16 protein-coding genes are annotated in these 19,297 nt (G+C 65.5%); 6 read left to right on the top strand and 10 right to left on the bottom strand.

Annotation, left to right across the window (positions count from 1 at the left end):
- Positions 1–182: 182 nt before the first annotated feature.
- Complete coding sequence (locus ACSQ27_RS23065; RefSeq protein ID WP_436157833.1) at positions 183–3,191, bottom strand: VIT domain-containing protein; 3,009 nt, start codon at positions 3,189–3,191, stop codon at positions 183–185.
- A gap of 70 nt (positions 3,192–3,261) precedes the next feature.
- A complete protein-coding gene (locus ACSQ27_RS23060; RefSeq protein ID WP_436157832.1) occupies positions 3,262–3,954 on the bottom strand; it encodes a hypothetical protein in 693 nt (230 codons plus the stop codon).
- A 60-nt stretch (positions 3,955–4,014) separates the two neighbouring features.
- Here ACSQ27_RS23060 and ACSQ27_RS23055 point away from each other — a divergent pair, with 60 nt between their 5' ends.
- A complete protein-coding gene (locus tag ACSQ27_RS23055; protein WP_436157831.1) occupies positions 4,015–6,444 on the top strand; it encodes a UvrD-helicase domain-containing protein in 2,430 nt (809 codons plus the stop codon).
- 3 nt (positions 6,445–6,447) lie between these two features.
- On the opposite strand, the gene ACSQ27_RS23050 is transcribed toward ACSQ27_RS23055, so the two are convergent.
- The 4 genes from ACSQ27_RS23050 to ACSQ27_RS23035 form a co-directional block, all read right to left on the bottom strand.
- A complete protein-coding gene (locus ACSQ27_RS23050; RefSeq protein WP_436157830.1) occupies positions 6,448–7,218 on the bottom strand; it encodes an iron dicitrate transport regulator FecR in 771 nt (256 codons plus the stop codon).
- Positions 7,219–7,248: 30 nt separating this feature from the next.
- Positions 7,249–8,073, bottom strand: coding sequence for a BPSS1780 family membrane protein (locus ACSQ27_RS23045; RefSeq protein WP_436157829.1), 825 nt, complete (start codon positions 8,071–8,073; stop codon positions 7,249–7,251).
- Positions 8,074–8,199: 126 nt separating this feature from the next.
- A complete protein-coding gene (locus tag ACSQ27_RS23040; protein WP_436157828.1) occupies positions 8,200–9,150 on the bottom strand; it encodes a homoserine kinase in 951 nt (316 codons plus the stop codon).
- A 61-nt stretch (positions 9,151–9,211) separates the two neighbouring features.
- Positions 9,212–9,562 (bottom strand): hypothetical protein, encoded by a 351-nt coding sequence (locus ACSQ27_RS23035; protein WP_436157827.1) that lies wholly within the window; start codon positions 9,560–9,562, stop codon positions 9,212–9,214.
- A gap of 155 nt (positions 9,563–9,717) precedes the next feature.
- On the opposite strand from ACSQ27_RS23035, the gene polA reads away from it, so the two are divergent.
- Positions 9,718–12,543, top strand: coding sequence for a DNA polymerase I (polA, locus tag ACSQ27_RS23030; protein WP_436157826.1), 2,826 nt, complete (start codon positions 9,718–9,720; stop codon positions 12,541–12,543).
- Between the two features lie 34 nt (positions 12,544–12,577).
- Complete coding sequence (locus ACSQ27_RS23025; protein WP_436157825.1) at positions 12,578–13,591, top strand: M28 family peptidase; 1,014 nt, start codon at positions 12,578–12,580, stop codon at positions 13,589–13,591.
- Here the strand turns inward: ACSQ27_RS23025 and ACSQ27_RS23020 are convergent.
- The 4 genes from ACSQ27_RS23020 to ACSQ27_RS23005 all read right to left on the bottom strand — a co-directional run bounded on the left by ACSQ27_RS23020 (position 13,554) and on the right by ACSQ27_RS23005 (position 16,111).
- Complete coding sequence (locus ACSQ27_RS23020; RefSeq protein ID WP_436157824.1) at positions 13,554–14,417, bottom strand: fatty acid desaturase family protein; 864 nt, start codon at positions 14,415–14,417, stop codon at positions 13,554–13,556. The two genes, ACSQ27_RS23025 and ACSQ27_RS23020, sit on opposite strands and share 38 nt — an antisense overlap.
- A 49-nt stretch (positions 14,418–14,466) precedes the next feature.
- Positions 14,467–14,889, bottom strand: coding sequence for a hypothetical protein (locus tag ACSQ27_RS23015; RefSeq protein ID WP_436157823.1), 423 nt, complete (start codon positions 14,887–14,889; stop codon positions 14,467–14,469).
- 47 nt (positions 14,890–14,936) lie between these two features.
- A complete protein-coding gene (locus ACSQ27_RS23010; protein ID WP_436157822.1) occupies positions 14,937–15,473 on the bottom strand; it encodes a thiol-disulfide oxidoreductase DCC family protein in 537 nt (178 codons plus the stop codon).
- Between the two features lie 65 nt (positions 15,474–15,538).
- Positions 15,539–16,111, bottom strand: a complete 573-nt coding sequence (locus tag ACSQ27_RS23005; protein WP_007865774.1) for a GbsR/MarR family transcriptional regulator — start codon at positions 16,109–16,111, stop codon at positions 15,539–15,541.
- A 98-nt stretch (positions 16,112–16,209) separates the two neighbouring features.
- On the opposite strand from ACSQ27_RS23005, the gene ACSQ27_RS23000 reads away from it, so the two are divergent.
- The 3 genes from ACSQ27_RS23000 to ACSQ27_RS22990 all read left to right on the top strand — a co-directional run bounded on the left by ACSQ27_RS23000 (position 16,210) and on the right by ACSQ27_RS22990 (position 19,120).
- Positions 16,210–17,118: an AraC family transcriptional regulator gene (locus ACSQ27_RS23000; RefSeq protein ID WP_436157821.1), complete on the top strand. Its 909-nt coding sequence runs from the start codon at positions 16,210–16,212 to the stop codon at positions 17,116–17,118.
- 149 nt (positions 17,119–17,267) lie between these two features.
- Entirely contained in the window at positions 17,268–18,068 is an 801-nt protein-coding gene (locus ACSQ27_RS22995) for a fumarylacetoacetate hydrolase family protein (RefSeq protein ID WP_436157820.1), read from the top strand.
- A gap of 140 nt (positions 18,069–18,208) precedes the next feature.
- A complete protein-coding gene (locus tag ACSQ27_RS22990) occupies positions 18,209–19,120 on the top strand; it encodes a dienelactone hydrolase family protein (RefSeq protein WP_436157819.1) in 912 nt (303 codons plus the stop codon).
- Positions 19,121–19,297 lie beyond the last annotated feature (177 nt).

Raw genomic sequence — 19,297 nt, 5'->3', positions numbered from 1 at the left:
GCGCTTGGACTGGACCGGCTTTGTTTGCGAGCGCTTGCGGCAAGGGCAAGGCTGAAACAAAAAACCGGGCGCAATTGCTTGGGCCCGGTGATTGATTCTATGCGCCTCTCATGCGGGCGGTACCCGCCAAAGCGGTATAGCCTTTATATGCATAGTGGCATCTTGTTTTTTGAGGCGAGGCGTCAGCGCACCTCGACCTCGGCCACGCGCACGGTCTCCTGGCCGCGCGCGAGCCGCAAGGTGGTCCATTCATCGCGTGCCTGCGGCGTGCCGAACCCAGTCGTCACGCGCACCATCACCGTGGTGCCGGCCGACAGCACCTGCTGGCGGTGGCCGTAGAACTGCGCCTCCACGCCGTACTTGCCGGGCTTGGCCGCCTTGAGTGAAAACGCCTCGGGGCCGTAGCCGCCCCTGGCGTCCGGGCTCATGGCACCCCCCTGGTAGGTCAGGCGGTTGGCGTAGCTCGCCCTTTCGCCATTGGGGTCGCTCACCCACATGTCGATGTCGGTGTCGTCGCTGTCCCAGGCCATCACCACGCGCAGGGCCAGCGGCAGGTTGCGGCGCAGGCGTGTGTCCACGCGGCCCAGGTCCAGCGCCGGCTGGCCGCTGGTGGTGCTTGTAGAGGCCTGCGCGGCAATCGCGTTGAGCTCGGCCAGCGCGATCATGTTGATGCCGGCGAAGCGGCCGTTCCAGGGCTGCGACACGACTTCCCACAGGGCGTTCACGGCGCGCTGCGGCTGGCCGCTTTCGGCCAGCGCCAGGCCCAGGTCGCGCCAGGATTGCGGCTCGTTGGGCGCCAGTTCGCTGATACGTTCAAACACCGGCACGGCCAGGTCGTTGCGGCGCGCCTGCACCAGGCGGTAGGCGTAAAGGCGCAGCAGCTGGCGATTTTCCAGGTTCATCTCGGCCAGGTTGGAGAGCACGCGCAGTCCCAGTTCGGGCAGGCCGCGGTCAAAGAACACGCCGGCCGCATCCATGTAGAAAGAGCTGCTGCTGAGCCAGGCGGCGCGTTCGTCGAGGTAGACGCGGTAGAGCTCGTCCTTGCCCGCGTTCTGCAGGCGCTTCATGTAGGGTGCGTCGGGCACCCAGGCTTGCAGCGCGATGGTGGGAGCGGGCGCGGCCGCGGGCATCGCTTTGGCGTTGCGCTTGTCCATGGCGTCGGCGCGCGCCTCGGCGGCCACAGGTGACGCGGCAGCGGGAGCGGCGGGCGCGAAGGAGCGGGCCGCTACCGCCGGTGCAGCCGGGGCTTGCTCGCGCGAGCGCGCCGTATCGGAGACGCTGCCCAAGGCACTCACCCCGCCCTGGCTGATCAGCTTCTCTTCCTTGGGCTCGGCACGTTTGGGCGTGTTCTTGGGAAAGTCCCTGTCCCACCAGCGCTGCGTTTCGTCAAATTGCCTCACCAGGGTTTCCATGTGCGCCTGCCGTGTCTGTGTGGCCTGCGCGAGCTGTTGCTGGCCCAGCCGGGCCACTTCATCGGCCAGCTCGGGCGGGGCGGGGAGGTTGTAGCGCGCATAGTCGGAGGCCAGCTCCAGCACGATCAGCGAGCTGTTGGGGCCCACGATGCCATGCGCCGCCGCAATGCGTTGCAGTTCGCCGGTGTTGAGGCTCGCGTTCTCGGCCAGCTCGGCGCTGCGCCACTGGGCCCATTGCTGGCCGGGCCAATGGCCGCTTACGGGTTTGGCATCGACTTGCAGTGCCAGCGTGCGCCTGTGGCCGTCCGGGTGGACCAGCGTGACGTCGATGCGGGCCTGGCTGTCCAGCAGCTCACCCGCCACCGCGATGCGGCCCTGGCTCACGCGCGTCGTCGGTGTCACGAGTTGCCGCGCGGACAGGCTGGACAGTTTCTCGATGCGCCAGCCGTGCATCAGCATGGCCTGCGCGCCTTCGTCGGGCGACTGCAGCGCGGCGTCCACCAGCGCGCCGCCAGTGCGGTCCGCCAGCCGGGCCAGCCGCGCCATGTCGGCGGAAGCGGCGCCGTTGATCACCATCACCGGCGCCGTGTGGCTGTAGCGAATGAGTTTTTTGCCGTCCGTCATCAGGCCGTCGGTCACCATGAGCGTGGTGTCCACGTCGGCGGGAATCGGCAGGTCGTCGAAATTGCTGGAGCCGTCGAAAGGCTCGGCACGCAATACATCGGCCAGTTCGTCAAAGCGCCCCGGCGCCAGCGTGAAGCTACGCACGGCTTCGACCTTGTTGCGTACCACCAGCAGGCTGAGCTTGACGGGTTTGCCCAGCTTGCGGAAATAGGCATCCAGCACCGGCAGCACGCGGGTTTGCGCGGCGGCCGAGGCCGAGGCGTCCCACACCAGTGCAATGTGTGCGGGGAGGGGCCGCCTCACCAATTCGTCGCGCACATCGACCTGCCCGGCAAAAAACGTTTTGCCGCCGGTCTCGCCCACCATAACCTGCGGCTTGCCCGTGCGGCGCAGCGCCAGTTGCAGCCAGCCCGACGGGCCCTGGGGTGCCTGCCACTGGGTTTTCTGCAGGCTCAGCTCCATACCGGTGGCGTTGGCGTCCAGTTCGGTGCCGGCAGGGGCTTGCAGCAGTTGCAGGTCCTGGCGGGCGGCGCCGTGGGCGCGCACCTTGACCTGCAGCTGGCCCACGCTGGATGCGAACGCCAGCGGCACCCTGAGCACGCCGGCATCCAGCCGGCGCGCCAGGGTTTCGGTGAAGGTGATGACGACGCGGCGCTCGCCCATGGCCGGGATCGGGTAGACACGCAGCTTGTACTGGTTGCCGGCCGCGGCTTCCAGCAGCCCCGGGTCCACGCGCCGGCGGCGTATGTCCTCGAAGATTTCCTGGCCCTTGGCCTTGGGCACCGGCACCGCGTCGCGCAGCCGGCCATTGACGTCCAGCGCGAAGCCGGTCACCACCTGGCCCTCCTGCAGCGGGAATTGCAGCTCGCCTTCGAGCACGCGATGGTTGGGATTGAAGAGGCGCAGCTCCACGCTGGTGCGCGCCTGGTCGCCGAAGAGGTCGACCTCGATGGAAGCCGCGCGCAGTTGGATGGGCTGGCCCGTGTTGGCGTTGACGGCAATCACCGGCGGCCGCCAGTCGGGCGGCGGCATGAATTTGAGGGCCTGGGGAGGCTGCGCGACCGGGCTGAGCGCCAGCGCCGGCAGGCTGAGGCAGACGGCCATGGCGGCCTGGAGAAAACGGATGGCGATGCGTGCGGTGTAGCCGTGTGGCATGGAAACCCCTTGTTGTTGGCGATGCACCCTGAAACGGGGCTCGCGCAGCAAAGGGGTTAAAGGGCGCAAATTATTTTTGAGGCGTGCAGCGGGATTGAGCGGCGGCCAGCACCCGGCCTTTGTCATCCTCCACCCAGCCCAGCACCCGCATGCGTTCGGGGTTGGCGCCTTGCGCGATGCTCATGGAGCGCGCATCGAAGAAACGGTTGGGTGAGCCCTTCGCCAGAGGCTTGCGGCCGTCCCAGGGCGTTTGCAGCACATTCCTGACCAGGTTGCGCTCCACCGGCGAGCCTTCGGTGCCCGCCGGCAGGGTCTCGACCAGGGCCAGCCAGGCCGTCCACTGCCGGCCTTTGGCCGCGGCCGGGATGGGCTTGAGTTCAATCGAGGTGCCCAGGTAGCCGCTGAGCGGCAGGCCGTGGGCCACACGCAGGCTTGCACCTTTGAGTCCCTGGACCGGCCGCGTGCTGGCCAGGGTTTGCGCGGGCGGGCCCTGGCGAAGCGCCGCCAGGCGGTCCAATGCCTCGCGCGCGGCCACGGCCGACAGCGGCGCATCCTCGCCCTTGTCGCCGGGCAGCACCCAGTCCAGCGCCAGCTGGCCGGCCGCGGCTTTGGGTGTGGCCGGATCGGCCCAGCAGCTTTCGCAATTGGCGTTGATAAAGCGTTCCAGCAGCTGCGCAGGCCTGGGCTGGCCGTCGCTGGCGCAAAAGGACTGGGCCCGGGCCTGGCCGGCGGCCAGCGCGACAAAGGCCGCCATTAACGACATGAATGCCAGGGCTGAAGGGCGGTGCGAAAACGGTTTCATCGGGGCTTTCTACAATGAGGGATGTTCTCAGAAGTCGCGCCAACATCCCCACTCTTACAAAATCTTAACCCGGAGCAACTGGCCGCGGTGACTTTGCCCCCCACGCACGCGCTGATTCTCGCGGGGGCCGGCTCCGGCAAGACCCGCGTGTTGACGACGCGCATCGCCTGGCTGCTGCAGACCGGCCAGGTCTCGCCGGGCGGTATCCTGGCCGTGACCTTTACCAACAAGGCCGCCAAGGAAATGCTGGCGCGCCTGTCGGCCATGCTGCCGGTGAACGTGCGCGGCATGTGGATAGGCACCTTCCACGGCCTGTGCAACCGCTTTTTGCGCGCCCACTACAAGCTGGCCAACCTGCCGCAGAGCTTCCAGATACTGGACACGCAGGACCAGCTCTCGGCCATCAAGCGCCTGTGCAAGCAGCACAACGTCGACGACGAGCGTTTTCCGCCCAAACAGCTGATGTGGTTCATTGCCGGAAACAAGGAAGACGGCCTGCGCGCCAAGGACGTCCAGGTGCGCGACGAGGAAGGGCGCAAGAAAGTCGAAATCTACGCCCTCTATGAAGAGCAGTGCCAGCGCGAAGGCGTGGTCGATTTCGGCGAGCTCATGCTGCGCAGCTACGAGCTGCTGCGCGACAACGCGCCGGTGCGCGAACATTACCAGCGGCGTTTCCGCCACATCCTGATCGACGAGTTCCAGGACACCAACAAATTGCAATACGCCTGGATCAAGATGCTGGCGGGGCAGGGCCCGGACGCAATCCAGGGCGCCAACGCCATGCCCGGCGGCTCGGTGATCGCCGTGGGTGACGACGACCAGAGCATTTACGCCTTTCGCGGTGCGCGTGTGGGCAATATGGCCGATTTCGTGCGCGAATTCGAGGTGCAGCACCAGATCAAGCTGGAGCGCAACTACCGCAGCTTCGGCAACATCCTCGATTCGGCCAACGAACTGATCAGCCACAACAGCAAGCGCCTGGGCAAAAACCTGCGCACCGAGGCCGGCCCCGGCGAGCCGGTGCGGGTGTATGAATCCGCCACCGACTTTGCCGAAGCGCAGTGGTTTGTCGACGAGGTCAAGCAGCTGGTGCGCGACGGCGTGGAGCGCAAGGAGATCGCGCTGCTCTACCGCAGCAATGCGCAAAGCCGGGTGATGGAAACGGCGCTTTTTAACGCCGGCGTGCCCTACCGCGTCTACGGCGGCTTGCGCTTTTTCGAGCGCGCCGAAATCAAGCATGCGCTGGCTTACCTGCGCCTGCTGGAGAACCCGCACGACGACACCAGCTTCATGCGCGTCGTCAACTTCCCGCCGCGCGGCATAGGCGCGCGCAGCATCGAGCAACTGCAGGACACCGCGCGCGCCGCGGGCTGCTCGCTCTACGACGGCGTGAGCGCCGTGCCGGGCAAGGCCGGCGCCAACCTGAGCGCCTTCGCGGCCAAGATCGACGTGCTGCGCGAACAGACCACAGGCCTGACGCTGCGCGAGATCATCGAGTTGGTGCTGCAGCACAGCGGCCTCGAGGAACACTACAAGACCGAAAAGGAAGGCCAGGACCGGCTGGAGAATCTGGCCGAACTGGTCAACGCCGCCGAGTCCTTTGTCAGCCAGGAAGGCTTCGGCCGCGATGCGGTGGCGTTGCCGGTCGACGAACTGGGCGCCCGGCTCACGCAGTCGCCGGCCAGCCAGGGGCTGGACGCGTCCGCGCCACAGCTCAACGAGCCCCTGCCCGAGGCCCTGGCGCCCGACACCGAAACCGGCGAAACGCTGTCGCCGCTGGCGGCCTTCCTGACGCATGCGGCACTTGAATCCGGCGACAACCAGGCGCAAGCCGGCCAGGACGCGGTGCAGCTCATGACCGTGCATTCTTCCAAAGGGCTGGAGTTCGACTGCGTTTTCATCACCGGCCTGGAAGACGGCATCTTCCCGCACGAGAACTCCATGAGCGACCGCGATGGGCTCGAGGAGGAGCGCCGCCTGATGTACGTCGCCATCACGCGCGCGCGCAAGCGGCTTTACCTCAGCCATTCGCAGACCCGCATGCTGCACGGGCAGACGCGCTACAACCTCAAGAGCCGATTTTTTGACGAGTTGCCGGAAGCCGCGCTCAAGTGGATCACGCCCAAGAACCAGGGTTTTGCCTCGGGCATGGGCTCGGGTGCCTGGGGTGGAAGCGGCAATGCGGGCGGCGGGCGCAAGGACTGGGCCAGCAGCGTGTTTTCGTCCAAGGCCGGCGCCTCAGAGCGTTTTGCCAACCCCCCGGTGCCGCCGCAGAAGAGCGCGCCTTCGCACGGCCTCAAGACCGGCATGGAGGTGTTTCACGCCAAGTTCGGGGAGGGCAAGGTGATGATGCTCGAAGGCAGCGGCGACGATGCCCGCGCGCAGATCAATTTCACGCGGCACGGCGTGAAATGGCTGGCGCTGAGCGTGGCTAAATTGACCGTGGTCTAGCGTTTACCGGGTTGCTGGGAGCATCGGCATCTGCGCCGGGTGCATCTGGCCCGGCTGCGGATCCATATAGCCCCGGCCGTCCTTGACGCCCTTTTTCCCGGTGATCTGCCAGGCCGTCTGCTGGTTGACCAGGCCGGCCAGGAATTCCAGTTCCTCGTCGCTGTGGTTGATCGCATTGGCGGGGGTCAGCTGGCGGCCGTCCCGGGGAGCCACTTCACCCCAGAAGGCCTGGTGGTAACTGGACTGCGAGACGACTTTCTGGCCGTTCGACTCCATGTCGACCGTGCCATAGCAGTTGCAGAAGTAGCTGCGATTCCCCTGGTCGGCGAAGACCTCGGCGTAAACGCCCGTGCCGCGTATGCCGGCCGTCAGGGTGGGCATGATGATGGAGCGGTTGCTGCCCTTGCCCCAGACGCTGACCACGGCACCCGTGATCATGCGCAGCAGGCTCACGGTGTTGAGCGTGCTGCCGCGCTCCACCGTCATCACCGAGTTCTCGCGCACCTGGAAGGCCGAGTTGCCGATGACGAACATCAGGTTGGAGCCCGGCCCGGTCTGTATCTGGTCCCCGGTCATGATGGTCTGGCCGTTTTGCAGCCGGTTGCCGTTGAGCAGGGCGTCGCCCCGGAGTTCGACGATGTTGCTGCGCTGCTGGGCCATGGCGGCGGGCAGCCCGCCCATGGCGACCCAGGCCGCGGCGGCCTTGAGCGTGTCACGCCTCTGGAACCACAAAATCTCTTTTTCGCTACGGCCTTGCAACTGGTGCTGGGTCATGAAGAATCTCCTGGGATAACGGTGGGGTCGTCAGGGTTTTTCGTCGGTGTTATCGGCGTCCTCAGCGCTCCCCGTCGAATCGTCGGGTGGCGTGGCCACGAAGCTATCACGAAACGTGAAGTAAATCGAGGTGGAAAACATGGCTGCCATGAGCAGGGCCAGCGGCATCATGGCCGCGGCCATGAGGGTGGCACTGCCTGTCAGGCCGGTGATGATGCTGAGCACGATGCCCATGCCCAGGAACACGCCGAACCAGCCCAGGCCGTACATCAGGAAGGCGCCGGCGTTGCGTATGCAGGCGACAAAACTGAAAAACAGGCTCTTGACCGGCGAAACACCATGCCAGTGGACCAGCGCCGGCGCATGCCAGAACAGCAGCGAGACGGGCAGGTACAGCAGCATGGTGACCAGCATGGTCAGCTGGAATTGCGGCGCCAGCATGGCGTCGCGGCCGGCTTCGGCCGTTGCGGGCGCAACAGGCGGCACCGGTGGCGCATCCACCAGGAAGGGCACGACCATCACGATCAGCAGGCAGGCCGCCGCATACAGTCCGCCCAGGACCAGCATGGCGCGCATTCTCTGGCGGCCCGCGCGAAAGGCGCTTAGCAGCACCGTGGGCATGGGGAATTTGCCTTTGACCGCTTCCTGCGTGGCGGCCATCAGGCCCAGCGTGGCGGCCGGCACGATCATGAACGCCAGGATCAGCCCCAGCACCGGCAACAGCGACAGCAGCGTCCCCACCGCCATATAAAGGAAGAACAGGCCCGACATGGCCAGCGGCTGCTGCAAAAAGGTTTTAACGCCCAGCTTGACCCAGGTGATGCCGGTGCTCGCGGGAACGATGTTGAGTTTCATGGTCTTCGGGACTTCGGGGAATGGGTGGCCGGCGCTGGAACCGGCAGGGATTGCAAGGGCAGTGTGCCTTAAACCGGCGGGCGCTGCGGCGGGGCTGGAAATCCGGCCCTGCCGGGCCCGGCAGGCCTAAAGAACGTAAGGCTGCGCAAGCCGCTCGCGCAGCACACGCTCGAAATGGGTGGGGTCGTGCGCCTTGAGCACGGCGGCTTCGCGCGGCAGGTGCAAATCCCACAGCCGCGACAGCCAGAAGCGCAGGGCGCCGGCACGCTGCATGGCCGGCAGCAACTGGCGTTCCTGCGCGGTCAGCGGGCGCACCGCCTGGTAGGCCGCGACGAAGGCCGCGGAGCGTTCCTCGTCTTTGGCGCCGGTGGCCAGGTCTATGCACCAGTCGTTGAGGCAGACCGCGAGGTCGAACAGAAAGCTGTCGCAGCCGGCGAAGTAAAAGTCGAAAAAACCGGTGAGCTTGCCGTCCTCGAACATCACGTTGTCGCGGAACAGGTCGGCATGCACCACGCCGCGCGGCAGGCTGCGGCAGGCGGAGGAGGCGGCCACATGGTTCTGGTAGGCCAGCTCGCCCAGGATCAGGCTGCTTTGTTCGGGCGTGAGGTGAGGCAGCACCACCGGCACCGTCTCATTCCACCAGTCCAGGCCGCGCAGGTTGGGCTGGCGCCGGGGGTAGTCCAGGCCCGCCAGGTGCATGCGCGCCAGCGCCTCGCCCACGCCGGCGCAATGCGCGGCGCTGGGCGCGAGTTCGCTGTGGCCGCGCAACTTGGTAACAACCGAAGCGGGTTTGCCCTTGAGCTCGTGCAGGATGTTGCCTTTGGGATCACCCGCAGGGTCGGGCACCGGGATGCCGTGCGCCGCCAGGTGCTGCATCAGGTGCAGGTAGAACGGCAGTTGCTCAAAGCTCAGGCGCTCAAACAGGGTCAGCACGTACTGGCCCTGGTCGGTGTCCACAAAGTAGTTGGTGTTTTCGATGCCGCCCGCGGCACCCTTGATGTTCTGCAGCTGCCCCAGGTTCAGGGCGTTCAAGAACGCTGCAGCCTCGTCAAACGAGACTTCGGTATATACGGCCATGCCTGAAACTGAGCCCTGGAATTCTTGGAATTGTGAATCGTGTCTGGAAGAGGAGCGGAAATCAGAACTTCAGCACGTTCCACACGCGCGAGCCGTTGGTGTCGTTGCTGGTCGAGCCCGGTGCGGTGCCGCGCGCGCCTTCGGCCGGCTTGACCTCATAGGCCGCGCCGCCGGTTTTGGGCTGCACGATGATCTGCTGGGTTTCGCCGCCCACGCGCAGCTCGTCGATGCGGGTGCCGGCATCCTCGGTGCGTATGCGCTGGATGGCCTGGTCGGGCCGGCCCGCCGTGGCCGGCGCGGGCGCCTCCATCCTCGCGGGCGGCGCCGCGTTTTGCGCGGGTGCCTGGGCCATGGCCGCGGCCAGCGGCAGCGCTGCGGCGGCAGCGATAAGGAGGCGGAGAGCGTGGTTCATGCCTGCATTGTAGGCCTGCGGAAGGCGGGCGACAAAGCCCCGCCTGTCGTAATTAGGGCGCTGGCCGTGTAGGCGAAACGCCCTTGCCCGGGCCGGTGCCGGCCGCTTGCACCGGCTCGGCAGGGGTGGGCCGATATCCCCGACAATCAGGCCCCATGAGTACCGACAAAAAAACGCTGCTGCTGGTGGACGGCTCCAGCTACCTGTATCGCGCCTTCCATGCCATGCCCGACTTGCGCGCCAACCCGGGCGACCCGACCAGCCCGGCCACGGGGGCCATACGCGGCATGGTCAACATGATGCAGAAGCTGCGCAAGGACGTGCGCGCCGATTTCGCCGCCTGCGTGTTCGACGCCAAGGGGCCGACCTTCCGCGACGCCCTTTACCCCGAGTACAAAGCCCAGCGCTCGCCCATGCCCGACGACCTGCGCAGCCAGGTCGAGCCCATCCACGAAGTGGTGCGCCTCCTGGGCTGGAAGGTGCTGGACGTGCCCGGCGTGGAGGCCGACGACGTGATCGGCACGCTGGCCTGCCTGGCGTCCACCCAGGGCATTGAAGTTGTCATCTCCAGCGGCGACAAGGACTTGAGCCAACTGGTCGACGAAAACATCACCGTCATCGACACCATGAACGACCGCCGCCGCGACATGGCCGGTGTCGAGGCGGAGTTCGGCGTACCGCCCCGTTTGATGGTGGACTACCAGGCGCTGGTGGGTGACGCGGTCGACAATGTGCCCGGCGTGCCCAAGGTCGGCCCGAAGACTGCTGTGAAGTGGCTGCTCGAATACGGCTCTCTGGACGCGCTGGTGGCCCGCGCCGGCGAGATCAAGGGCGTGGTCGGCGAAAACCTGCGCCAGTCGCTGGACTGGCTGCCCAAGGGCCGTGAGCTGCTGACCATCAAGAAGGACTGCGAGCTGGACGCGTACATCGCCGGCCTGCCGGCCCTGGACGACATCGCCATAGGCGGGCAGCAGACGGAAGCCCTGAAGGCTTTTTATGAAAAATACGGCTTCAAGGGTCTGGTCCGGCAGATCGACACCGAAAGCATGCCCGCCGAGTTGCCCGCCGGGCCCGAAGGACGGCACCCCAAGGCCGGCAAAGCTGCGGCTTCGTCGGACTCGCCGGGCTTGTTTGATGAGCCGGCCACACCCGAGGCCCCGCCGGCCCAGCGCGCCAGCAACCTGAACTACGACACGGTGCTGACCTGGGAAGCCTTCGACCGCTGGCTGGCCAGGATCGAAGCGGCCGAACTCGTCGCGCTGGACACCGAAACCACCTCGCTCGACGAAATGCTGGCCGAAATCGTCGGCCTGAGCTTCAGCGTCAAGCCCGGCGAGGCAGCCTACATTCCGCTCACGCACGACTACCCCGACGCGCCCGCGCAATTGCCGCGCGACGAAGTGCTGGCGCGCCTCAAACCCTGGCTGGAAAACCCGGCCAAGCCCAAGCTGGGCCAGCACGTCAAATACGACCGCCATGTGTTCGCCAACCACGGCGTCGAAGTGCAGGGTTATGCGCACGACACCATGCTGCAAAGCTATGTGCTGGAAGTGACCAAGCCGCACGGCCTGGCCAGCCTGGCCGAGCGGCATGTGGGCCGCAGCGGCATCAACTACGAAGACCTGTGCGGCAAGGGCGCGCACCAGATCAAGTTCAACCAGGTCGACATCGCCAAAGCCGCCGAGTATTCCTGCGAAGACTCCGACCAGACGCTGGACGTGCACCGCGTGTTGTGGCCGCAGATCCAGGCCAATGAGAAGCTGCGGTTTATCTATGAGCTGGAAATGCAGAGCAGCGAGACGCTGTACCGCATCGAGCGCAACGGCGTCATGATCGACGCGCCCACCCTGGCCGCGCAAAGCCATGAGCTGGGCCAGCGCATCATCCAGCTGGAAGCCGAGGCCTACGAGATCGCCGGCCAGCCTTTCAACCTGGGCAGCCCCAAGCAGCTGGGTGAGATCTTTTTCGACAAGCTCGGCATGCCGGTCATCAAGAAAACCCCCAGCGGCGCGCGCAGCACCGATGAAGAAGTGCTCGAAAAGCTGGCCGAAGACTATCCGCTGCCCGCCAAGCTGCTTGAGCACCGCTCGCTCAGCAAACTCAAGGGCACCTACACCGACAAGCTCGCGCAACTGGCGCTGCCCCGCACGGGCCGCGTGCACACCCACTACGCGCAGGCCGTCGCGGTGACTGGGCGGCTTTCGAGCAACGACCCCAACCTGCAGAACATTCCGATACGCACGGTGGAAGGCCGGCGTGTGCGCGAGGCTTTCATAGCGCCCGCCGGCAGCGTGATCGCCAGCGCCGACTATTCACAGATCGAGCTGCGCATCATGGCCCACATCAGCGGCGATGAGGCACTGCTGAGCGCATTCACCAACGGCCTGGACGTGCACCGCGCGACGGCCGCCGAAGTGTTCGGCGTGGCGCTGGAGCAGGTCAGTAATGAACAGCGCCGCTACGCCAAGGTCATCAACTTCGGCCTGATCTACGGCATGAGCAGCTTTGGCCTGGCGCGCAACCTGGGCATAGAAACCAAGGCCGCTGCGGCCTATATCGACAAATATTTCCAGCGCTATCCCGGCGTCAAGAACTACATGGACCAGACCGTGGTGTTCGCCCAGCAACACCATTACGTCGAAACCGTCTTCGGCCGGCGCCTCTACCTGTCGGAAATCAATGGCGGCAACGGCCCGCGCAAAAAGGCCGCGGAACGGCAGGCCATCAACGCGCCCATGCAGGGCACGGCGGCCGACCTGATCAAGCTCAGCATGAACAAGGTGCAGCAGGTACTCGATGAAGAGAAACGCGCCACCAAGATGATCATGCAGGTGCACGACGAACTGGTGTTCGAGGTGCCCGAGGCGGAAGTCGAATGGGTGCGCACCGAGATCCCGCGCCTGATGGCCGGCGTGGCGGACCTGAAAGTGCCGCTGCTGGCCGAGATTGGCATTGGCCCCAACTGGGACAAGGCCCATTAAGCCGCTCTCCAGTCCCCCTGCGGTGGGTTCGCGGGTGAGGAGAGGCTGGAAAATCCTCGTCGCCGGCGTCGTGCTGACCTTGCTGGTGGCGGGTGCCGCGGCGGGATATGCCTGGTACCGCCTGACCCAGCCCTTTGTGTCGGCCGGCGAAACGGCGGCCCCGGCAACGCAAACCGCATCCGCCGTGAGGCTGAAGCAGTTGGTCCATAAGCTCTCCACCGATTTCCCGGACCGCACTTTTGACAACGCCCCACGCCTGAATGGCGCTGCCGTCTATCTGGAGTCACAGTTGGTCGCGCTGGGCCTCAAGGTCGAGAGCCAGCGCTTCACGGCTGAGGGCAGGCCCTACCGCAACCTGGTCGTGAAGCTGGGCCCCGATACACCCGAGGTGATGGTGGTGGGCGCCCACTACGACGTGGCGGGCGAGCAGCCCGGTGCGGACGATAACGCCAGCGGCGTGGCGGGCCTCGTTGAATTGGCGCGGCTGCTCAAGGGACAAACTTTCCGCCAGCGGGTGGAACTGGTGGTCTACACGAATGAAGAGCCTCCGTTTTTCCGCACACCTTATATGGGCAGCGCCATCCATGCCCGCTCTCTGGCTGAGACCGGCAAGCGCGCGACCCTCATGTTGTCGCTCGAGTGCATCGGTTACTTCAGTGACGAGCCGGGAAGCCAGGACCATCCCGTGCGGCTTCTCAATGCCATCTACCCGACCACCGGGAACTTCATCTCTCTGGTGGGCTTCTACCAGGACGGCGACGTCGCGCGCCAGGTGAAGGCCGCGATGAAATCGGCTTCCGACCTGCCGGTGTACTCCATCAATGCGCCGGGTTTTGTGGTGGGGGTCGATTTCTCGGACCACCTTAATTACTGGAATGAGGGCTATGTCGGAATGATGGTCACCGACACGGCTTTTTACAGGAACAAGGCTTATCACACGCCGCAGGACACGGCGGACAGGCTGGATTACCGGCGCATGGCGAAGGTCGTTGATGGCGTGCGTGCGGTGGTCATGCAGCACGCTGGGCCTGCCGTTCCGGCGCGCTAGCTGTCGTCGACCCCAGCACACGCACCACTGTCCATTGCGGCGCGACGGCGTCCAACCGGCGTGCAAGTGCGGGCAGGTGATTGGCCGGCACGGCGGGGTAGAGGTGGTGTTCGACGTGGTAGAGCAGGTTCACGGTCAGCCGGTTGACCCAGGCGCGCCTTTCGGTCCGGGCAAACACGCCGTCCGCATCGCAGCCGTGGTGCACGCTCCACACCGCAAAAAATCCGACCAGGGCATTCGAGCCCAGCATCGCCACCACGTGGTAGCGCAGCCAGGCTTGCTCGGCCACCACGGCGGCCAGCCAGACGATGGCGATCAGCAGCAGCTCCGCCCACACCCAGCGCCGCGTGCGCCGGCTGCCATCGCGCAGCGCCTGCGCGTGGGTGCGCAGGCTGAACAAGGGGCCCAGCAGCAGGGCGCGCCAGGCGGGTTGCCGTGCCCAGCCGCCTTCCTCGTCGCCCTCGCCCAGCGGATTGCGGTGGTGCGCCAGGTGGGTGTGGCGTATGGCGTGGGTTGAACACAGCATGCCCAGGGTCAGCAGCGACAGCACGGCGTCCAGCCAGCGGCGCGGCACGCCTATGCTGGCGTGGTAGCTGTCATGGGCCTGGCGCAGCGCCGTGAGGAAAAATGCCGCCGACAGCGGCATCGCCAGCCAGTACAGGTCTTGCTGCGCGGCCCACAGCGAGCCGGCCAGCCAGGGGGCGGAAAGGCCCAGGTTCAGCGCGACCTGGCGCGGGCGCAGTGCTACAAGGTCGTCCCAGCGGACCTGCGTGGGACGGGGCCTGGCGCCGGCGGTGTTGCGGTTTTCCCTGCTGGTCGAAGACATGGCATGGCCTCCCCGTGTGATGGCTTTGAGTTCTTGTGTGCGCTCGCCTTCAGGGTGTGCCGGCGGCGACGACGACAGGCGGCGCAGCCGGCGCGGCGGGTCGGGCACTCTGCACGTGGGCGGCCAGTTCCCGTGCGGCGACCCATTGGCGTACCTGCGTCCAGACGTTGCGGGAGATGATGGCCACGGTGAGGAATACGCCCGCCATCACCAGCCCCAGTGAGCGGCGCACCGCGTCGACCAGGCTGCTGCGGTCGCTGAATTCGCCGAAGCTCAGCATCAGCAGCAGGGTGCCCGAGACCGCCAGCAGGTAGGCGCAGCGTATCCAGAACTCCGCGCCGCCGTCCGCGTCGCACAGCATGCGCAACACCTTGTGGAGTATGGGCTTGAGGTAGCTGATGGCGATGATGGGCCCGGCCAGCGCGATCAGCAGCGAGACAAAAAACAGGTTGGCATCGAGGTTGGCATTCATGACAGTGTTCCTTTCCTTGTTGAACGTGATGTGCTTGACGTGATGGCTTAGCGTGGGCAGCTGGCGGCATCGCAACGCGCGGCGGCCGAGCGTTCGGCGGCGCGGCGCACGGCGCCTTCAAACATCAGCCGCACCAGGCCGCGCGGGATGCGGTGGCGATTGCGTGCCAGCACCGGGTAGCCCCATTCGGCCAGCGGGCGCAACAATGGCAAACGCATGGCGCCGCTGACCCATCCCAGGCCGACGGCCTCGTAGGCCAGCCGGAACACTTCTACGCCTTTGAGCACCCGGCCGTCGGCCGTGCGCGCATGGATCAGCGCCAGCAGGTCCTGCATCGTGGCGCCCGCGGGCAGGTCGGCAAAATCCGGCGCCGAGACGTCGGCAAAACGCAGGTGGCCTTTGGTGTTGCGCAGCATCAGGTTGCTCATCTCGGCATTGCACAGCGGGCAGGCCGATTCGTAATACAGGGTCAGCGGGTAGATGGCCGGGTCCATGGTGGCCTTGAAACTGTCATAGCGGGTGTTGCCGGGCGTGCCCGTATTCCCCGTATGGCCCAGGCGGCTGGTGTCGTGAATTGCAGGCATGTTTCTCTCCTTTAGAAATTTCATTACAAACAGAAATCAATATCCAAAAAAAAGCCACCGGCCTTTCAGAAGGTGGGCGGCAGCAACTCCGAAGGGTCCATGGGTTTGGCATCGCTGTCGCCGCGCACGAATTTCTGCACGCTGGCGCCCATGCGCAGCACTTTTTCGAGGGTGTTGGGCGACAGGCGCAGCATCTCGTCGGCCCACAGGCCCAGCGATTCCATCAGCCTCAGGGTTTCGCGCACGCGGTCCTGCGCGTCGGCGGGCTCGGCCTCAAAGCCCTGGTCTTTCACGAGTTCGCGCAGCATGCGCACCGTCGGGTCGTATTCGCGCTCTTTGCGCTCACGCACCACGGTGCGGAACAGTTCCCAGACGTCAAGCGAGGTTTCGTAATAGTCGCGCCTGTCGCCCAGCACGTGGGTGGCGCGTATCAGGTTCCAGTTCAGCAGCTCTTTGAGGCTGGTGCTGACATTGGAGCGCGCCACGGCCAGCGTGTCGGCGATGTCTTCCGCATGCAGCGGGCGGCCATGGAAGAAGAGCAGGGCATGGATTTGGGAGACGGTGCGGTTCACCCCCCAGGCGGTGCCCATTTCTCCCCAGTGGACGACAAATTTGCGGGCGACGGGGCTGAGTTCCATGGCTCCGACTATATGCTATCTGTAATTTCTGTCAAGACAGAAATTTAAGATGAGGGAAAAGAGCAACGATGGGAAGGGCTGGCCCGAGAATACGGCCCATGACAGACATCAAGACCTACGGCATGTCCGAGCGGGCCGACCACCTGGACTTCGACATCCGGTCCCAACTGGTGCGGCCGCCGCTGGTGCGCCCGCACCGGCACGAGTATTTCCAGATCCAGATCAGCCTGCAGGGCGACACCGAACAGAACGTGGCCGGCACGGTGCGGCCTTTCCGGCGCGGTTACCTGAGTTTTATCCTGCCCTACCGTGTGCACGTGATCCCGCATCCCGAGGGTTCGCGCTACGTCATCATCAATATGTCGCAGCAGTTCCTGCGCCCGGGGCTGGACGTGGACCCGCTGGACCTGGAAGACGTGCCCTTGAGCCGCGCGCCCGAACTGGCGCCGTTTTTGTTCCAGGAATACGCCGACTTCTATTTTTCAGAAGACGAGTTCCCGGAGATCGAGGTGCTGCTCGAAAAGCTCGCCTTTGAAAACGCGCACCGCCGCTTTGGTTCCATCGAGATGATCCGTGGCCTGATGCTGCAACTGATAGGCTTGGTCTGCCGCAAGTACGAGGCCGATTTGCTGCGCTTTTCGGCCGGCCAGGCCCAGCAGGGCAGCCGGCGCGCCAGCCTGCAGCGGGCGGTGCGCTACATCCGCGAGCACCTGGCCGGCGAAGTCACGCTGGCCGACGCGGCGGCGGCGGCCTTCCTCTCGCCCAACTACCTCGCGCACCTTTTAAAGAAGGAAACCGGCAAGACCTTCACCGACCTGGTGACCGAGCGGCGGCTCGAGTTCGCGCAGGAGCAGCTGGCGCACAGCAGCCAGCGCATCGCGAGCATCGCCCACGCCTCGGGTTTTGCCGACGAGGCCTATTTTGCGCGGCGTTTCCGCCAGCGCTTCGGCCAGACGCCCAAGGCTTACCGCGACAGCGTGCGCGCCAAGATATCAGGTACAGCCTGAGGCCTGCTGCGGTGCAGCAGCACTGCATTGAATCGTCCGGTAAATGCGTAATTGCGTCTGCCTGCGCGACCCTTGTGCGCCCTAAGCTCGATGGTTGGAGAAAAAAGCTCACAACAAGCTCCAGCTTTCATCAATCCCAGGAGACATACATGACAAAACCAGACATGAGCAAACGCGGAATTCTGCAGACAGGCGCCTTGATGGCGACAGGTGCCGTCGTCGGCTGCGCCACACCCGGCACGGCGGCCAATGCACCGGCGACGCCTTTCGGTGTGGCCGGGACCTACATCCCGATCGCGGGCAGCAGTGAGATGTTCCCGGTGCGCCGCATCTACTGCATAGGCCGCAACTACGCGGCCCATGCGATCGAGATGGGCTCCGACCCGAGCCGCGAGCCGCCATTCTTCTTCCAGAAGCCGACGGACGCCATCCAGGTGGTGCCGCCCGGCAAGGTCGCCGACCATCCCTATCCCACGCTGACCAAGAACTACCACTATGAAGTGGAACTGGTGGCGGCGCTGGCCAAGGGCGGGCGCAACATTCCGATGGACAAGGCACTGGACCTCGTCTACGGCTATGCGCTGGGCCTGGACATGACGCGGCGCGACCTGCAGCGCGGCATGGGCGACCAGAAAAAGCCCTGGGAAATCGGCAAGAGCTTTGACCGCTCGGCACCCATAGGCCCCATCCACAAGGTCGCGCAGACCGGCCACTACACCAAGGGCGCGATCTGGCTCAAGGTCAACGGCCAGGTCAAGCAGCAGGCCACGCTGAACCACATGATCTGGTCGGTGGCCGAGCAGATCTCCAAGCTGTCCGAGGCCTTTGAGCTGTTTCCCGGCGACATCATCTATTCAGGCACACCCGAGAACGTGGGCCCGGTGGTCAAGGGCGACGTCATTGAATGCCACATCGACGGCCTGCCGGAGCTCAGCGTCAAGATCGTCTGAGGGCGGGGCACTGGCGGGGAGGGCGAGGGGGCAAGGGAAAACACCGTGTCATCGCCCCGCGGTGGCAAGAACTTCCGGGGCCGCATAGACTCCGACTGTTTTCCGTTTGACCCCCAACAACTATTTGTGAGGAAACCGCCATGCTTGAACACGACCAGAAAAAAGACTTCGACGCGCTGCTGCCCGGGCGCTCCACCGAAGCCGGCGCCAGCCGCCGCACCGCGCTCAAGACGGCACTGGGGGTCGGGTATGCCGCCACCGCCATGCCCATCATGGCGCAGACCGCGATCAAGACATCCTCGCAAGGCCTGAAAACCGGCGAGACCACGTATGAGGTCAACGGCTTCAAGGTGCCCGCGTTTTTCGCGGCGCCGGCCGGCAAGACCAACCTGCCGGTGGTGCTGGTGATCCAGGAAATCTTCGGCGTGCACGAATACATCGCCGACACCGCGCGGCGCTTCGCCAAGGCCGGCTACCTGGCCATCGCCCCCGAACTCTATGCGCGCCAGGGCGACCCCAGCACCTACAACGAAATGGCCAAGCTCATGGCCGAAGTCGTCTCCAAGGTACCCGATGCGCAGGTCATGGCCGACCTGGACGGCGCGGTGAAGTGGGCAGGCGCCAACGGCGGAAACACCAAAAAGGTCGGCATCACCGGCTTTTGCTGGGGCGGCCGCATCACCTGGCTGTATGCCGAGCAAAGCAAGAACGTCAAGGCCGGTGTGGCCTGGTACGGCCGCCTGGTCGGCCAGCCCTCGGCCCTCACGCCCAAGCACCCGCTGGACCTGGCGGCAGGCCTGAAGGCCCCGGTGCTCGGCCTGTACGGCGGCCAGGACGGCGGCATCCCGCTGACCACCGTCAACCAGATGAAGGACGCACTCGCCGAAGCCGGCGCCAAGGGCAACAAGGCCGCAGCCGCCTCTGAATTTGTGGTCTACCCGCAGGCACCCCACGCCTTCCATGCTGATTACCGCCCGAGCTACCGCAAGGATGCCGCGGACGACGGCTTCAAGCGCGCACTGGAATGGTTCAAAACCCACGGCGTCGCCTAAGGGGACCATAAATCCAATTTCCGGGCGCATGGCGGCGTTGCGCGGTGCTCGGAATCCTCATGCACCGCAAGTGCATTCCGGTTCCTGCGCTCCGGGCGCCTTGCCCTGCATCCCGGTAATTGAATTTCTGGAACCCCTTAAAAGCCACCAGGGGGCAGCATCGTTGAAGCCAAGCCG

The organism is Polaromonas sp. LjRoot131, from assembly GCF_964252805.1.
Classification (GTDB): domain Bacteria; phylum Pseudomonadota; class Gammaproteobacteria; order Burkholderiales; family Burkholderiaceae_C; genus Polaromonas.
This window is presented reverse-complemented; position numbering and strand designations above follow the sequence as displayed.

What these genes read in the sequence shown, in the direction of transcription:
- ACSQ27_RS23010 (WP_436157822.1), bottom strand. Translation starts at nt 15,473, where the DNA reads ATGCCTGCAATTCACGACACCAGCCGCCTGGGCCATACGGGGAATACG.
- ACSQ27_RS23005 (WP_007865774.1), bottom strand. Translation starts at nt 16,111, where the DNA reads ATGGAACTCAGCCCCGTCGCCCGCAAATTTGTCGTCCACTGGGGAGAA.
- ACSQ27_RS22990 (WP_436157819.1), top strand. Translation starts at nt 18,209, where the DNA reads ATGCTTGAACACGACCAGAAAAAAGACTTCGACGCGCTGCTGCCCGGG.
- ACSQ27_RS23000 (WP_436157821.1), top strand. Translation starts at nt 16,210, where the DNA reads ATGACAGACATCAAGACCTACGGCATGTCCGAGCGGGCCGACCACCTG.
- ACSQ27_RS23045 (WP_436157829.1), bottom strand. Translation starts at nt 8,073, where the DNA reads ATGAAACTCAACATCGTTCCCGCGAGCACCGGCATCACCTGGGTCAAG.
- ACSQ27_RS23015 (WP_436157823.1), bottom strand. Translation starts at nt 14,889, where the DNA reads ATGAATGCCAACCTCGATGCCAACCTGTTTTTTGTCTCGCTGCTGATC.
- ACSQ27_RS23035 (WP_436157827.1), bottom strand. Translation starts at nt 9,562, where the DNA reads ATGAACCACGCTCTCCGCCTCCTTATCGCTGCCGCCGCAGCGCTGCCG.
- ACSQ27_RS23065 (WP_436157833.1), bottom strand. Translation starts at nt 3,191, where the DNA reads ATGCCACACGGCTACACCGCACGCATCGCCATCCGTTTTCTCCAGGCC.
- ACSQ27_RS23060 (WP_436157832.1), bottom strand. Translation starts at nt 3,954, where the DNA reads ATGTCGTTAATGGCGGCCTTTGTCGCGCTGGCCGCCGGCCAGGCCCGG.
- ACSQ27_RS23055 (WP_436157831.1), top strand. Translation starts at nt 4,015, where the DNA reads ATGTTCTCAGAAGTCGCGCCAACATCCCCACTCTTACAAAATCTTAAC.
- ACSQ27_RS23020 (WP_436157824.1), bottom strand. Translation starts at nt 14,417, where the DNA reads ATGTCTTCGACCAGCAGGGAAAACCGCAACACCGCCGGCGCCAGGCCC.
- ACSQ27_RS23050 (WP_436157830.1), bottom strand. Translation starts at nt 7,218, where the DNA reads ATGACCCAGCACCAGTTGCAAGGCCGTAGCGAAAAAGAGATTTTGTGG.
- ACSQ27_RS22995 (WP_436157820.1), top strand. Translation starts at nt 17,268, where the DNA reads ATGACAAAACCAGACATGAGCAAACGCGGAATTCTGCAGACAGGCGCC.
- polA (WP_436157826.1), top strand. Translation starts at nt 9,718, where the DNA reads ATGAGTACCGACAAAAAAACGCTGCTGCTGGTGGACGGCTCCAGCTAC.
- ACSQ27_RS23040 (WP_436157828.1), bottom strand. Translation starts at nt 9,150, where the DNA reads ATGGCCGTATATACCGAAGTCTCGTTTGACGAGGCTGCAGCGTTCTTG.